This window comes from Paenisporosarcina sp. P4_D4 (assembly GCF_056401835.1).
Window position 1 is genome coordinate 1 of record NZ_JBFUIO010000012.1, and the last position, 16,111, is coordinate 16,111.

Genomic DNA, 16,111 nt, shown 5'->3' on the forward strand with positions numbered 1-16,111 from the left:
TGACGATGCATCAGGAACTGCCATGACGCTTGAACTTGCACGTGTCTTGAAAACCATTCCAACCGACACAGAAATTCGTTTTATCACGTTCGGTGCGGAAGAGCTTGGATTACTTGGATCCAATCATTATGTCGAACAGTTACCGAAAAATGAAATCAGCCGAATCGTGGCAAATTTCAATTTGGACATGGTCGGAAGCAAAGATGCCGGGGAACTAGTCTTGCAAACGGTCGATAATAAGCCTAACCTTGTTACTGAACTCGCCCAGGATGCCAGCACACAGCTAAACGGGGCACCAACACCTTACAATCAAGGTGATAGCAGCGACCATGTACCCTTTTCAAAGGCAGGCATTCCCGCTGCCCTTTTCATCCACAATCCCGCTGAGCCTTGGTACCACAAGCCACAAGATACTATAGATAAAATCAGCAAAGAAAAACTACAAGACGTTTCGGAAATCGTCAGTATAGCTGTGTGGAATCAAATCAAAATCGATCGCCAAGTCAAATAGTGTAAACCTTAAACCCCACGTCACTGGATCGGATGATCTCGTTACGTGGGGTTTTTACGTAACGTCTACTATACTTTCACAGAGCCTCCAAAAGGATTACTACGGCCGGGTGAGGAAGGACGATGAACTATGGATAGCACTCGTGGAAGATTAATCCTACTCAGTCGTTGCACTAGCCAATCCTCCTATACTTTTTACTCTAGGGAGGATTTTTGATTATCTGACAGATTAGATTAATAATAAATCTTACAAGGCTCAGCCTTTTTTTAAAAAGTGTTTTCTGGGTCTACTTTAATTTGCTTTTTTTTGATTTTAATTTTCATGGGAGTTTAAGTACATTACTTCACAATGTTTAGTTTTTGATAGTCCAGTTAAATAATCCTTTTACTTCTTTTCAACATATAATATTTAGACCCTAAATTAAAGGAGTGAAATAACATGGGATTTTTCCAGCCCGAGGGAACAATGGCACCAACTTCCCCTCCCCCACCTCTCATACCAACAAAACCTTCTGTATCCTATATAATTGACTGTGTATATCAAAACACTTATGTATGGCTTATAAATGGGGACCAATTCTGGTTTTACCCAACTCGCGTGGAATATGGTGAAGTATCTGGATATAGATGGAACGGTTCCTTCTGGCAATTCTACGGAATTGACCCAAGATTTATAGATGCTGTTGCCTGTTATCCTACTCCTACCCTTTACTAAAATCCAAAAAGCCTTTTGGTAATTAAAAACCCAAGGCTTTTTCTTTTGTAATAGGCTTTAAAGTGAATACATATTTTCGCGACAGTATCCATTCAAAGTAGTATTATTTCACTAACCCCGTTAGTTGTACTTATTTGTTCTTCCTCGAAATAAGCCTTCATCACAAATACCATCTTTCCAATGAATAGTCCCATCTCTATTATATGCTCCGATTTTAAGCTGGTTTGGCTTGCCATTGTCGGATTGTTCTTAAATATCGAATGAGTAACCAGATTCTTTGCGTTTGATAACTCCCGACTTTACTTCTTTCCCTAAATGGTTTTGTTCTGCTGTACGCAAACATGAAACTCTCCTTTAAACATGGACTGAAAGTAATTAAAAGCAGATAAAAAAATGATTAATAACGCGGACAACCCGATCCAATATTTGTAACGATGAATGTGTAACCTAAAAAAGAAATACGACTTATTATTGAAGTATTCTGAAAACCAAGTAAAAAATAAAGGGGGATAGGGAATTGAGAAAAGCAATGGGGATAATGTTGATTGGTGGCTTGCTGCTAACAGGGTGTACAGAAAAGGTTAAGTCCAGTGAAAATGAAAAATCAGAACCAATCACAGAACAGGAGTATGTGGGTAAGTTTGAAAACAACTATGATTTAATACATGAGAATTTAAATAAAATATCTGCAGCATCAGCATCATCCTCACTAGACGATATGGAGGAATTATGTAAGGCTTTTTCACATACAACCAATATTAATTTGCAGGTAATGAGTGAGGTAACACCTCCAAAGGAATACCAAGAAGCGAATGAGATGCTAATAGTGGCTCTTGAGAACTATATTGATTGGGGCTGGGCTATGGTGGAACTTTTGGATGATCCCAGTGATGAAGTAGGAGCAAAAGTGGATCACCACTTAGGTATAGCCTCTGAGAACTTGGAAAAGGCTCATGCTGAAGTAGAAAGCCTTAAATAACCTAACCTATTCTGTGAACCTGCTCCGTTAATAGAAAAAGACATTACTCCTTCTTGAAGTAAAGCACCCGTTCGTATTATAAGGTCAGCCAGATATTTCTGGTTGACCTTTTTTTATATCGATATATGATGACGGTAGCCGGGGTAGAACGTAAGCACCCGTGGGGCAAATGATCCCGTCAACTAAACAGTTCGCCCCCTACTTGTAGAAACATGATTGAGGCTGGTTGGGACTATGATCTCGTATAACAAGCGAAGCTATGATACTACATGAAGGTTTAGGGGTTACCGGTTAATTGTATGAGAAGGAGGAGAAAGATGATGAATCCAGTCATTGGTCTGGATGTGGCAAAAGGTGAAAGTCAGGTTCAAGCATTCTTGGATAAAAAGCAACCGTACAAAAAGAGCTTTAAAGTAGCACATACACTTGAGGGGCTGACAAGCCTTTTAGAATTTATTAGGGAAATAGAAGATGTATCTGGAAAACGGCCACCCATTGTGTTGGAATCCACAGGACATTATCATATACCAGTTGTCCAATATTTCGAGGACAAAGGATTCTTATTGATAATGGTAAATCCACTCGTTTCATATCGAGCAAAGAGTTCTAGTTTACGTAAGGTAAAGACTGATCTCATTGACGCTCGGCATCTCTGCGAGATGTTCTATAAAGAAGAACTAGAGCCTTATAAACAACGAGGAATCCAACTCTTAAACCTACGAAACCTTACAAGGCAACACGAGAACATTACAGGTATGTATGTACAAACCAAACTGCAATTCCAATCCGTTCTTGACCAGGTATTTCCTGAATATTGTGGGGTTTTTGGTGACCTATATTCAATTGTTTCTTTATTAACATTACAAAAATTCCCTACTTCAGAGGAAGTTTTGGCCGTTGACGAAGAAACAATCGCGAAGAAAATAAAAGAATTATGTAAAAGCCGGTCTCAGCTATGGGCAAACAATCAGGCAAAAAAATTAAGAGCTGCAGCAAATCGCAATCCGTTTCAAAAAACCTTATACAATAGCCTTACCTTGAGTATTGATATGTATATAAATATGCTTCTTGAATACAAAAAAACTCTATCCAACCTTGTAGAAGAGATAGATGTTTTAGCAAAAAGTATTGAAGAATATGAGATTCTCCAATCCATCCCCGGTATCGGCGAGAAAATCGCTGCAACGATTATTTCTGAGATTGGGGAAATTGATCGGTTTAATCACCCTAAAAAACTAGTTGCATTTGCAGGAATTGATCCAAGTGTTTTTGAATCTGGTACATTCAAAGGTACTTTGAATCGGATTACCAAAAGAGGTTCTAGTAGACTACGACACGCCTTATATATGGCCGTTAAATGTGCCATTCGTGATTGTCGCAAGAAGAAAACGACAGAGGAACTCATTCCTCGAAATAAGAAGTTACGAGAGTTTTATGATAAGAAACGCGAAGAAGGAAAGCCCTTTAAGGTAGCTGTGATAGCATGTGCCAATAAACTTTTACATTGGATTTATGCACTATTAACAAGAAAATCTACTTTCCAAGATATAGCCTAGTTTAAAATCACAACTAAATAATCCAGTACTTTCCAAACGTTCATTTGGAAGGTTATTTGGTATGCACAAATTTAGTATAGCATGAACTATTTTTAGTTTTCATTAATAAATATTGACAAACTATTGGCTGGTTTAGTTGAAGAAGGTTATTTAAAATTATCAATATTAAAGTGGAACCAACTTTTATACTTTCAATCCACGCACTCACATGGTCCTCTCCAAATCTTCAAATTCCATTAGTTTCTTTCATGCAGTTTATTGGATGCAATCAATTCAAAATTATAATGATGTATCCTACGGTCTGAATATTCGTTGGCAATTTAATTCCCTTGATCCACCTTAGTCTTAAGTGCTCGCATCATTTCAATAGGAGTAAAAAATAGAATCCCACTTATTCCACCAACTAATAAGCTATTTGGAAGGATGAGTTTGAGAAACAAGCCTGGATGCTCCGATAATCTAAAATACAACAAAATAAATAGAAAGGTTCCAATTAATGTAGCCCAGAAATATCGTTTGCATCTAGCGTGCGTTCGCTTCGTACTCAGTACCATTCGCTGGAGCGACTTTTGTGTTCCAGATTAAAGATTTTTGTTCCTGTGTGAATGTGATTTCTTTTGTTGTCATTTTGACAACCTCCTCTAATTTTTTTGGATTGGTATTGCTATATAAAAAAAAGCTCTCTAAACGTAGGTTTAAAGGGCTTTTAGATATCGGACTTATCAAGTTTTTGGAAACAAAAAAACGCCTGTACGCAGATGTCATAAAGACATAGGTATACAGACGTTTGGATTATAAACTAATTAATATTTTTTCATTTCCGTTAATTCTGCTAGTCAAAAGACGGGAATTGTTTTGGAAAACACAGACGCACACCTAGCTTTTTTCTGCTCATCTTAACGATGGGAAAATACAAAGGTTTTCGAAATAAAATAACTACTATTAGTATAGCGAATTATTAAATAGGTTTTCCATCTTTATAGATATATTCAATTAATTTTTCATTTTTTGTTGTAATTTTTATTCTGAATCCTCCTYTTAGTAAATGTAAGACAAAAAAAGGAGATGGTAAAATGGCAATTCATAATGGAAATCACGATTTTTACTTGTCAGTTCTTCAAAGTGCAACACGACAACTTAAGATTAGTTTCAAAACACCTGCTAATGCGACCTCAGTGAGTTTGATTGTTCAACGTCCGGGGGATTCGGGAATTGTAAAAACACAAACTATTTCTTCAAGCCCTGGTCAAAATCACACTGTATATGTAGAAGTTCCATATTACGGAGAATACTACGTCAAAGTTGATGCAGTTAGAGGTGCAATTTACGATTATTTTATTAGACCAGTAAAACTGCTTGGCACACATACTCAAAAGAAAACCTTTACTCAAGCTGATGTCGATCAATTTAAGACTAGTAAACTTGTTGCTCTTTTCGTAGGAACAGCAATAGGGCTTACAGCAACTGGAGTTATAGCGAAATATGTAACACTTTTTTACTGCTGCCTTTACTATGGCAGAAATTGGTGCTTTTGACACTGAAGACGAAGATTGGCCAGACCCACGCGTTGGTTGGGGGCTACGAACAACTATGTACGATAATGGAAGTGCCATTCAAATTAAATGGGAAGCACTTGATCAGTACGGTAATGTACAAAGGACTCAAAACGGTCAAATTAACTATATAAAATGGTAATATTTAAAAAAAAATAAAAAAGGACGATAGCTACTAAGCTTCGTCCTTTTTATTTGTTTTGATTATATCAAGTATAAGAGTAATGTGAATAATAATGAATATAACTATCAATAAATAGGTATTAAATTGGTTTATGAAAAATAATCGATATTGATCCGACAAGTAATAGGTAATTAAATTAAAAAGTAGAAGAATTCCAATGTTGACTACTGTTATATAAGCATTAATCTTCTTAAATCTTTCTTTTTTCTCTTTTAAAAAGATTCGAACTAGTATTAAACCAAATAAAATCAATGAGAAATAGTGAAACTCTATTGGCATGAACCTCTCCCCCAATGCTTTGACTATCAAAATATATATGATTTTTTATGAAAATCATGTAAAATTAACCTAATAAAAAGATTTTTTAGCATAAACTGGTTGTTATATTTATACTATATATCCCTTTAATAATAAAGGACATGATTTTATTCATGTTCTATATTTTTTACTCAAAAAGCGAACATACATTCGTGTAAATGGGAGGTGGAAGTTTGAAATAAATAAAAATCGACTACTTGCAGAGTTTTTTCAAGATGATAGGAATCGAAAGCTATATCAAGAGTATCTTAGGAATCCAACAGGCATTAACCAAAAAATTTTAGATGAAAGATTTAAGGAGTTTTATTTTAGAATCCGTTCGATTGCTTATATACTAAAAAGTTTGCACTTTGAAAGTCAAAAATTAGATAGAAAAAATCGACTGTATAAGCAACGTTATCAATCAATTTTAGATAGACCAAACGAAGATAATTCTACGTTACTAGATTTAATTGAAGTACCACCTCCCAGAGAAGAAACTCATTCAAACAAGTTAGAGGATTATATAACAGATTTTAAATTGCATTCTTCGATAAAAAAATTAACCAATAAACAAAGAGAAATTTTATTTTATGTATTTGTAATGGAGTTAAAAGATGTTGAGATAGCGAAAACTTTAGCTGTCTCACAGCAGTTTGTTACTAATACGAAGAATGTAGCATTGAAGAAACTAAGGGGGGAAATGAACGATGTTAGATGAAGCGAGTATGATCCAATTAGTAGGCAACTTTGGTTTTCCGATTGTCATGACCATTTATTTATTGCATCGCTTTGAAAGAAAGATTGAATCTCTCGATAACACAATACAAAACTTAGCAAAAGTTGTTGGAAACAAAGGAGTGAATTCATAATGAATATTATTGAGGAAAAAGAAATAAGAGCAATAATAGATTTAATTCAGCCTAAAATTAAAAGGTCACTCTTTCAGACATCTCTTGAAAATAGAGAAGATTTGGAACAAGAATTAATGTTATATATACTAAAAGTAATTAACAATAAGATAAGTAGAAACGTACCAGGTTTCTTTACCACTTTTGGACAATCATTCAACATAACAGAAAACGAATCATTGTCCTTTGAACTATCTTAGTGTAACCATTGAAAAAAATTTTAATTAAAATTTAGCGAGCATAATCAATTTCTAGGTAAAAAACAAACCTCGTATTTTGAAAATACGAGGTTTCACCTGTTTATTGCTATTCATTTTTATAAAAAAGWTTGATTATTTCAGAAATCGAATCTTCAACTAAAGCMCCCGTTAGTTGAAKAAGAATAGACATTACTTAAATTTGTATTCGACTATACTCCATTGATAGTGAATGTAATTTATTCACTATTTCCTGTTCGTAATCTTCATCTAGTGGAATGGTCTCTTTTGCAAGAGGAGATAATCGTTCGTGATTGCCAATCATAACTGTATGTAATGCATTTTCAAACATTGATATATCATTTGCATCGTTTCCAAATGCAATATATGTTTTTTCTTTAATTCCTAACGCCTTCAAAGCACTCCATTTATTTATCCCACTTGGACTAATATCAAGGACATTCTCGTTACTATGCTTATTGACGTATACGTCAAGGCTTGAAAGTTTTTCTGCTAATTCTTCCATATTATTTGCAGTTAGCAACAGCACTTTGACTATTGAATCAAGAGACTCTAAACTAACCGATTTCGCTAACCTAGCTGGGTCTAAGTTTTGTAATATAGGGTGTGTATCAGGACCAGTATAAGCATAGTCCCATTCACCATCTATTAAGAAAGTGGCATTATGTTGCTCAATAAGATTTTTTACTTCGTTAATTTCATTAGGTGAGAATGCAGTAGATAGTACTACTTTTCCTTCTTTTGAGATAAGAGAGCCATTACCTCCAATCATTGTATAATGATGAAAAGCTTCATCTATCACGGGTAACATATCCCTTATAGGTCTCGCAGATGCAAAAATAACTTCGTGACCCTCTTGAGTTAAATTCGATAGTGAAAGAAGAATCTTCTTGGATATTGGCTGCCCCTTAAAACAAATTGTTCCGTCTAAGTCAAAAACGAATTTCATAATAAATCGCACTCACTTTCGTAGTTTATATATATCATTATATTGCAAAGTCCTAATCCTAATTTAACTAACCTGCCCCGTTAGTTTAATAAGACATACCAGCTTCTCTAAAGGCATTTCGATAAATCTCAGTGTTTATTCTTTGAACATCAATCTGCAATAATTCTTTTCTAATGGTACTAAATAGGTCACTTGGAATATTAGGAAATTTACCTTCAAGATCCTCTCTTTTATCTAAATGATTTAGCGTTTGAATAATAACAAAATAAATGTTTGGATATTGCTTTTTAATGTTGGAAGTATGTTTTAGAAACTCTTTGAGGTACTTATCAAAATAGTGACGGTTGTATCCTTCTATACCTATATAGAATGGAAATCCACTTCGGTCTTCCCACTCTATCAAAAGACCCAAAAAAGCAATAAGGGAACCCCCCCTATATCTCAAATTATCGTCGTTAAAGTGTTCATAATAAGGGTAAAACAATTTTACACACCAATCAAAGTCTACTATCCCATTCACTTCTTTTATCATATTATGTAATAGGTCTAATTTTTCTTTGATCGAATTCATTTGAAACCCCCTCTGGAACGTAATTAAAATTAACAATATCTCTTATACCTATTTTTATCGCTTTTCTTATCGAACTAACCTGCCCCGTTAGTTGAATAACGTTATTCTCATTATATTTACATCTTTTTGTCTCTGTCTGGTTCCTTCATAAATATATTTTCATTCTCATCAAATCCTTCAGGTAGCCAGTAATCCTCTGGTAATCCTTTTTCCTCAAATAACTTTCGAAGTTGTTCAATTGATTCGGACCACGTTAAAAAGACTTTGATAGAATATGGTGGTTGTCCTTCATCATTCCAAACTGCCCACTTTTTATTAGGGAGTTCTGTCGCATACCAACCTGCGTCTTCTCCTAGACGCCAAACATAAAACGTGTTTTCTTCAGCAACTTTCCAATCTTTGTAGCCCAAAACTTTCGCAAATTCATCGTAATTTTTATAGATGAGAGAGCGTAAAAACTTTTTCACTTGTTCCATTTTCATCCTCTCCTCCTCTTTTTCTTTACTAACAAAACTGCAACTTCTTATTGAACTAACCTGCCCCGTTAGTACAATAAGAAAGATGATTTTCAGTTAGTTGAAGAAGAAATGCGTTCAGTAACATATCTATTCTATCGCTGAACGAGTGTGCAGCATGCACAACGTGTTGACATAACATCAGGATCAGGAAGTGATCATTTTTGGTCAAAAACCATTAGTCTTCCATGTTGGGGAAGCATAAGCATTTTCTCTTAAGAATTTTACAAACATAAAAAGAAGTCGCCCAAAACAATACAGGTAATGAATTAGAAGCAAATGCATGTTCTCTTAAGAATCCTACAAACATAAAATACCTCCTATATAAAAATATGCAAGAAAATTCGAGCTTATTTCCTTAAAGAAAAAAAGTTTCCTTAATGCAACTATAGAATAACATATGCATTTTCCCTTGAGAATTCTACAAACATAAAAATACTTCCTGCAGGTAGTAAAAAAATGAACTGGCTTGTATGGTGTATGCACAACGTGTTGACATAACATCCTGATTGGGAAGTATTCGACATTAATCCATAAAGAAAGCTGCCCTTTAAAGGCAACTGGCTTAACATTTGTATATAATCCAACTGACATAATGTTAAATAAAAAAATCGTCCGTTCAATCGGACGATTTTTTCTTATTGTGCTACTTCGCTGGCAATGCTTGATTCTGCTAAGCCAACTTCTCTTTCGGGAGAAAATTAATCAACTTCTGCATTCTTATAAGTTCAAAAGAAAAAGAGCAGCCGCTACCGTTCATTGTTTAACTCAATAAAGAAAGCGATCCCTGCTAAAGAATCGCTCCGGCTTGCGGAAGACTAAAAATAATTTTAAAGGGCTTAAGGGCATGTTTGCGCTTAGCTGGCTAAACAGAAATTTGTTCGGATTTTATATGGTTACTGAAAATAGACAGCGTTTTGATCGTGTCACTTGTTGGTAGTAACCCTCCAACCAATAAATCCATATCAATAATCTTTCAGCTCGATCCCGTTAGCAGCTTTGGCTATCATTTTTGAAATCATCTTAAATTGTACGATCATAATCGGGGGTATGTGCAACATTAAATTGCGTAAAAAGATTTTGAAGTTTGATTTTTCAATCATACTCCCGGCAGCCATTAGTCCTATTTTTTGATTTTTCTCAACAAACTTTCTCATTTTTTGTTCGTAGGCTACAAATGCACGGGCGAAATCACCATCTGCAGCTTTAAGTTCACCAGCTAATACATAAGCCCCGACAAGCGCCAGGCTAGATCCTTGACCTGATAGAGGAGATGGACCATACGCCGCATCACCTACCAATGTAATCCGCCCTTTTGACCATGTCGGCATGTGAATCTGGCAAACCTCGTCAAAATAAAAGTCTGTCGCATCTTTCATGGTTTTGAGTAGATGCGAGGTTTCCCAACCTGAATCGCCTAAGAAGACATTTTCTACTAGTTTCTTTTGAGATTCTGTATCATTGCGGTCGTACTTCAATGCCTCTGATTGGAACAAGAACATACCCCTTGCTTCGGTATTGTCACGAGCGCTATACATACCTACAGTTTTGCCTGGTATCGTATATAACAGTTGGCGATGGTCGAGGTTGAGGTAATTCTCGAGAGTGAAAATCGAGATATAACAGCCAAGCGTCCGTTTAAACTGTGCTTCATCTCCAAAAGTTAAGGTGCGAACATTAGAATGAAGCCCGTCTGCACCGACGACAAGGTCAAATGTCTGTGGCTTGCCATGAATAAATTGAACTTCTACACCAGCTCCAGTCTCATTTATAGCGGTAATCGAATCGCCCCAAATGTAATCAACAGTATCCTTGGTTAAATCGTACAAAATGTTACTTAGATCGTCTCGCATGACTTCGATGTCCAGACCATGCTGGTTCCCCATACTTGCTTCGCTTATTTGACCTTGTATCTTGCAATTGCTGTTCACAAAGTAAACACCAGTCATGTTCGTGTCAGCTGCACGAACTTGATCGAGTATACCCATCCCCTTAAGCACGGAAATGGCTGCACCACGGATATCAACCCCGAATCCACCCGCGCGCAATGCTGGAGCACGTTCAATTACAGTCACGTTGAATCCATGACGATGAAGCCAGTAAGCGAGTGCCGGACCGGCAATGCTTGCACCAGAAATAAGAACGCGCATCGTTTGTTTCATTATTGCCTACTCACTCCTATCCTAATTAAAGTCTTAACATACCCACAGTATATTTATGGACGATTTCACTTATTTAGGACAATAAAATAATAGGAATTTAATTTTAAAAGCTGAGACTAATGTTCAACTATCCTGCCCCGTTAGTTGAACAAGTTCATTCTTTTTTCGCTTTTCTATATTCACTCCTTGATGTAATGAATAGGAGTGACATACTTATCATTAAATATAATGGTTCCATATCGAGAACATCTTTTATTAAAAAATTACCCACAAAAGAAGAGCATCCACTAGGCTCTTACCTCGACCGGACTATACCAGATAGTCGTGCCGACTTGGTTAGACACGCAATTAAAAAAAGAGCTAGCAAAAATACCGCTAACTCTCGTATTGATCAATAAATGGCCTAATTACAATCTTTGAATCAACCAATAAAATGCCAGCACAAAAATAAGGCAAGACGTTGAGATCATCATTTTACGATACCATGGGAACCTTCGCAGCCATAGCAAGAAGGGAAGTAATAGGCATAGGAACATGATCTGGCCCGCTTCCACACCTAAATTAAACGTCAGGAGTGAGCCAATCAGATTGCTCTTTGGAAGTCCCGTTTCGGCCAAAGCCCCGGCGAAGCCCATGCCGTGAATCAGGCCAAATAAGGCCGTCAATAGCCACCGCCATTTCGCCTTTTGAACAAACATATTTTCTACTGCCACATAACAGATCGTCAGGGCAATCAAGGCTTCGACCCAATGCGAACTGACCTGAATACGGTCGGTGGCCACCAAGATTAGTGTTATGCTGTGGCCGATTGTAAAAGCAGTAACAATTTTCAACGCATCCTTGAAGCGAGATGCGATTAATACTAAGGATAACAAAAACAGCAAATGATCGTACCCGGTCAAAATGTGTTCGATTCCAAGTACAAAGTATTTCCATAGGACGGATCCAGTTTCAGGCTGGGGTTGGTCCTGGGGTTGGTCTTGGGGATAGTCCTGGGGAAGGTTGATCAGAATATCTCTATTAGTGCTATCAATCATATCCTGCTGAAAATATTCCCCTGCATGGACCATGAGTACACTCGTATGAGCAGGCGCATCGTCAAACACCAGATCGTAATGAAGATTAAATTGTTCAATTTCTTCATCGGCGATAAACGTCAGTTGAATTTCCATGCCTCTTACGGCACCCTTTTGCGCCATGTTCATCGAAACTAATTCCATCGTTAAGGGCTTCGAATCCGCATCTATGCGAAGACCTTTCTGTAGATAGGATTCGATTTTTTGCGAGGCCAGTTCATCGTTCACCAGATTATCCAAGTCAGTACCGAATTGTGGAAACAAGTCTGTTTGTTCAATAAAAAGATCATAGAGAATCTCGTTCCCTTCAATGTTTAAATCCGAGTAATTCATATTTATGGAATGCGCAAGCGAAGTTGTGGCAGTTCCAAAAAATAATAAGATGATAAACAATGACAGGAATGAACGTCGAATCATAATGGGACCTCATTTCATAGAAAGTGGAGAGAAAAGATTTACTTTTCTCTCCTTATTATCTGGTGCTATTGCAAAATTTTATTGGCGATCCAAACTAAATCTGCAAAATTAATCTTGTCGTTATGATTGATATCTGCATCTTTAACCATGTGCCAATCCTCACTTGTAATGGTCTTTCCTTAATTCACCGTGTCCAGCGTTCAATAAATCCTCTTAAAGTTAGAAGCTAATTCTTTACAGTTTCTGTTTCAAGGACGCTAATCTCCGCGGCCGCTGCCCAGCCGTTAACACCCGCCGTTGCTTCGAGCTTGACATATGATGCATCTGTCGGATCAAAAGTTGCTACTTTCTCCGCATTGTCGTTTGCCCAAGTTCCGCTTGCAACTTTAGTAAAGGTCACTCCATCTGTACTTACATATACGTTATATCCTGTAATATTTCCGTTGCTGCCTGATGGCCTTGGTAAATACGCGACCTTATCGATTGGGTAAGTTCCTCCAAGATTTAAGGTGATCGATTGAGGGAGAACATCAGATTTATCCCACTTTGTATGCCAAAAAGTTTGTGAATTTCCGTCAATCGCCATGGATGCTGAATTATTTTCACCAATCGTTTCCTGACTTGTCGCCGTTGCCGTCATTTCAGACTGAGTGATCTTATTAACCGTTACTTTAATGCTTGTTGTCAAAGGGACGTTATTGGGATTTTTCACCCCAGTTGGCAAAGTTACAGTTCCATTGACAGCGAAGGTTTGTGCAGTCTTTACAGTGGGATCATAGTTTGAAGCATCTACATTCCATGTCACATTGGCTTCTCCCCTGCCTGCATCAGTATCCAAGGATACTGTCTTTGGCACTCCAAGGGCGTCCGCTGTCTTCGCCGTTCCGATTGTCAACCCTGTTATGTCAGCAGGCGCAGTGATGCTGTTTAAATTAACACTTTGAGCCTCAATGTCAATGTCCTGCGACGAACGGTTATACATGGAATCGTCGGCAAATACCCTGAGTATATATGGAGTAGTCGGCGACAAATCTGTAAACTTATACTGTCTGTGTTCATCGAATGGTTTGTCTAGCGGCAGTGAAAGGCTGTTAAACGATTTGTCCACTTTCCCGGTGAGCTTGTTGATAAGCTGAATATTGTATTCCAAAACGCGCACATTGTCATTTGCTTGCTTTATTGTAAAAGCAAGTTCGTTGTTTTTGTAGGAATCGACCGTAATACCCTCTTCAAACTGCGGAGCTATGAGTTCTCTTATATCGCTCCTGCTATAGGTAAAGGCCTCTTTGCCTTCGCCAACGACTTTTACAGAAGGTATGCCTACATATTCATCTGTACTTAAGTTATACTGTTTGATGATCATTTTTGAATCGTAAACCTCTACGAAATTCACGATGCGAGGTGTGGTTTTATAGTTAATATACGAGCCTTCTATATATCCGCCGTACGGACCGTTATCAATATAACTGGAATATGAACTCGCACCACTGTCGAGATACGTAGCCGCACCTTGATAGTGAGAACGTTCGTCGGTCGGGTCGTATTGCGTATGACCTGACATATATACCACCTGCGAAAAATTATTGTTGGCAATATATTTACCTACATTATTACTTGCCGCGCTGCTCCAAGCCGATCCCCACACAGTTCCGCTTATAGGGTAGTGAGAAGATACAAATATGGGTTTGGTTGGATCGTAATCCTCTTCTTTTCTAATTTGGTCGAGGAAATTGGTGGCTTTTCCCACCGTTTTTTCGTTGTTATAATTTCCGTCAAAACCTACAAAATTATATCCTTTTACCTTTACCCTATAAGAATCGTTAAAGAAATTGTTATCGTATGAATTCGTTGACTCGTTCCACGCGCCCGCCGAACCGACAGGAATAAATTGTTCGGCTCCGCCCATATCATGGTTGCCTCTTACCATATAAAACTTCGTATTTTTTAACAAACCCTCATTTGTAAGTTTAGTATGAATGTCTGTCAGATTTTTCATCCATACATATTCATTGGCATTGTTACCGCCGGTAACGTCGCCAGGAATAAAAAGTACGTCGGCCTGTGGGAATAGTCTCAGTTCTGTTCTGTAGCCTTTTTCAATTTGCGCTATTTTTGCGGGATTAGAACTGATTTCCGGGTCGCTGTCTATAATCATATTTAAACCGGCAGGAGTTAATGTTTTATTGCTTTTTTGATAGATGAATAGGGCGTTGTTTAGTTCACGTTCGTAATAATTAATGGTTTCCTGTGTATATAATTTTACTTTTTTCGTTGTTGCAACCGAAGTTGCCGTATTCAAAACCTTTTTCAAATGATCAAAATCGGTTTGGCTGAAGCCGTTGCCGAGACCGTCTGCTATTAGTGTACTTGCTTCTGATATTGTGTCGTTAAGTGCGTTCATATCTACTTTGTTTACAGCGTAACTATTATAATTAGCTTGGACTACATCACTGCTAAATGCACCTTTCCAAACATTCAGATCAGCTATATCGAATGAATTATCGCCATGTTTGCCCAATCCGTCGCTACCTATATTTAATGGGTTCGATGTATCTAAAGTTCCGATCCCCAGCGAAGTTTCAGTCATTTTGTAACCATCAATATACAACGATCCGAGCATTTTATCTCTGTCTACAACAAATGTCACGTAACGCCAATCGGAAGCATTAAACGTGTCGCGCCCAAATTTTACTGATGTGGTCGGGAATCCTAAATTCATATTGACCGAATTGGCTGATGAATAAATCGCCCATCCTTCATTAGAGCTCTTAGTAAAATCTTTGTTTGATAATATTACCTGATTATTGTTAGTGTCACCCTTATACCAGAAGGATGTTGTATAACTGTCATTACCAAAATTCAAGCTATGCGTTGTACCGACATAATTGCCGTCTCCGCTTTCTAAGTGCAGAGCTTTGGTCCCGGGTAATACACCGTCTACATAACTATAATTTCCTTTCCCTTCCAATTTCTCTTGATTTGCATCGTCCTTTAAATTATTATCGAATTTCATCGATGCAATAAGGGGATTGGCATTTAATACTGCGTTCGTGGGCAATGAAGTTTTTCTGTCACCATTTGATGGTAAACCAACTACAACGCGCAATTTTTTACCAATATCATTTAACGTTACGGTGTAGCTTTTGGATGTACCACCCGATTTCACATTAATATATTGATCGCTTATACGTGATTCCTGTACTTGCCATTGAAATGTTAGATTTTTGCTCATTGAACCATGATCCATGACTGCATCGGCGGTGATCGTTTGACCGTAAACCGGCTGCATATTGTCGATTTTGACGATATTGGCGTCCGATGCGTCTGTGGTGGTCGATAACATAACGAATATCATCGTTAATACGAGGGTAATGGATAAAATTCTTTTCATTACAGAAAACCTCCATATTTTAAGTATTTTAAGAGTCTGTTCAAAAATCTTGTAAAATTGAGTAAAAAACAAAACCGTAGCGAAACTTTGATGCGGAACTCATTGAT

15 protein-coding genes are annotated in these 16,111 nt (G+C 37.2%); 9 read left to right on the forward strand and 6 right to left on the reverse strand.

Going from position 1 to position 16,111, the window contains the following annotated elements; all coding sequences use genetic code 11:
* From AC1DSL_RS05280 to AC1DSL_RS05320, 9 genes are all read left to right on the forward strand, one after another.
* A partial coding sequence (locus AC1DSL_RS05280) for a M28 family peptidase (RefSeq protein WP_477531425.1) occupies nt 1–511 on the forward strand: 511 nt, incomplete at its 5' end.
* 438 nt (nt 512–949) lie between these two features.
* A complete protein-coding gene (locus tag AC1DSL_RS05285; RefSeq protein ID WP_016428780.1) occupies nt 950–1,225 on the forward strand; it encodes a hypothetical protein in 276 nt (91 codons plus the stop codon).
* A gap of 517 nt (nt 1,226–1,742) precedes the next feature.
* Entirely contained in the window at nt 1,743–2,204 is a 462-nt protein-coding gene (locus tag AC1DSL_RS05290) for a hypothetical protein (RefSeq protein WP_477531426.1), read from the forward strand.
* Between the two features lie 320 nt (nt 2,205–2,524).
* Complete coding sequence (locus tag AC1DSL_RS05295) at nt 2,525–3,760, forward strand: IS110 family RNA-guided transposase (protein WP_477531471.1); 1,236 nt, start codon at nt 2,525–2,527, stop codon at nt 3,758–3,760.
* A gap of 1,073 nt (nt 3,761–4,833) precedes the next feature.
* Nucleotides 4,834–5,295 carry a hypothetical protein gene (locus AC1DSL_RS05300; protein WP_477531427.1) on the forward strand — a complete coding sequence of 154 codons (462 nt, stop codon included), beginning with the start codon at nt 4,834–4,836 and terminating at the stop codon, nt 5,293–5,295.
* Nucleotides 5,273–5,455 (forward strand): hypothetical protein, encoded by a 183-nt coding sequence (locus AC1DSL_RS05305; protein WP_477531428.1) that lies wholly within the window; start codon nt 5,273–5,275, stop codon nt 5,453–5,455. Before AC1DSL_RS05300 ends, AC1DSL_RS05305 begins: the two co-directional genes overlap by 23 nt.
* Before the next feature lie 703 nt (nt 5,456–6,158).
* On the forward strand, nt 6,159–6,515 hold the full coding sequence (locus tag AC1DSL_RS05310; protein WP_477531429.1) for a sigma factor-like helix-turn-helix DNA-binding protein: 357 nt from the start codon (nt 6,159–6,161) through the stop codon (nt 6,513–6,515).
* Nucleotides 6,505–6,666, forward strand: a complete 162-nt coding sequence (locus AC1DSL_RS05315) for a YvrJ family protein (protein ID WP_016428784.1) — start codon at nt 6,505–6,507, stop codon at nt 6,664–6,666. Before AC1DSL_RS05310 ends, AC1DSL_RS05315 begins: the two co-directional genes overlap by 11 nt.
* Nucleotides 6,666–6,905: a hypothetical protein gene (locus AC1DSL_RS05320; protein WP_477531430.1), complete on the forward strand. Its 240-nt coding sequence runs from the start codon at nt 6,666–6,668 to the stop codon at nt 6,903–6,905. Before AC1DSL_RS05315 ends, AC1DSL_RS05320 begins: the two co-directional genes overlap by 1 nt.
* Nucleotides 6,906–7,098: 193 nt before the next feature.
* On the opposite strand, the gene AC1DSL_RS05325 is transcribed toward AC1DSL_RS05320, so the two are convergent.
* From AC1DSL_RS05325 to AC1DSL_RS05350, 6 genes are all read right to left on the reverse strand, one after another.
* The gene (locus AC1DSL_RS05325; RefSeq protein WP_477531431.1) at nt 7,099–7,872 is read right to left on the reverse strand and encodes an HAD-IIB family hydrolase; all 774 of its coding nucleotides are present in this window, start codon (nt 7,870–7,872) and stop codon (nt 7,099–7,101) included.
* An 85-nt stretch (nt 7,873–7,957) separates the two neighbouring features.
* Entirely contained in the window at nt 7,958–8,443 is a 486-nt protein-coding gene (locus tag AC1DSL_RS05330; protein WP_477531432.1) for a hypothetical protein, read from the reverse strand.
* A 116-nt stretch (nt 8,444–8,559) separates the two neighbouring features.
* Nucleotides 8,560–8,925 (reverse strand): hypothetical protein, encoded by a 366-nt coding sequence (locus tag AC1DSL_RS05335; protein WP_016428790.1) that lies wholly within the window; start codon nt 8,923–8,925, stop codon nt 8,560–8,562.
* A gap of 998 nt (nt 8,926–9,923) precedes the next feature.
* On the reverse strand, nt 9,924–11,120 hold the full coding sequence (locus AC1DSL_RS05340; protein WP_477531433.1) for an FAD-dependent monooxygenase: 1,197 nt from the start codon (nt 11,118–11,120) through the stop codon (nt 9,924–9,926).
* A 407-nt stretch (nt 11,121–11,527) separates the two neighbouring features.
* Nucleotides 11,528–12,613 (reverse strand): HupE/UreJ family protein, encoded by a 1,086-nt coding sequence (locus tag AC1DSL_RS05345; RefSeq protein WP_477531434.1) that lies wholly within the window; start codon nt 12,611–12,613, stop codon nt 11,528–11,530.
* A gap of 226 nt (nt 12,614–12,839) precedes the next feature.
* Nucleotides 12,840–16,004, reverse strand: coding sequence for a discoidin domain-containing protein (locus AC1DSL_RS05350; protein ID WP_477531435.1), 3,165 nt, complete (start codon nt 16,002–16,004; stop codon nt 12,840–12,842).
* Between the last annotated feature and the right edge of the window lie 107 nt (nt 16,005–16,111).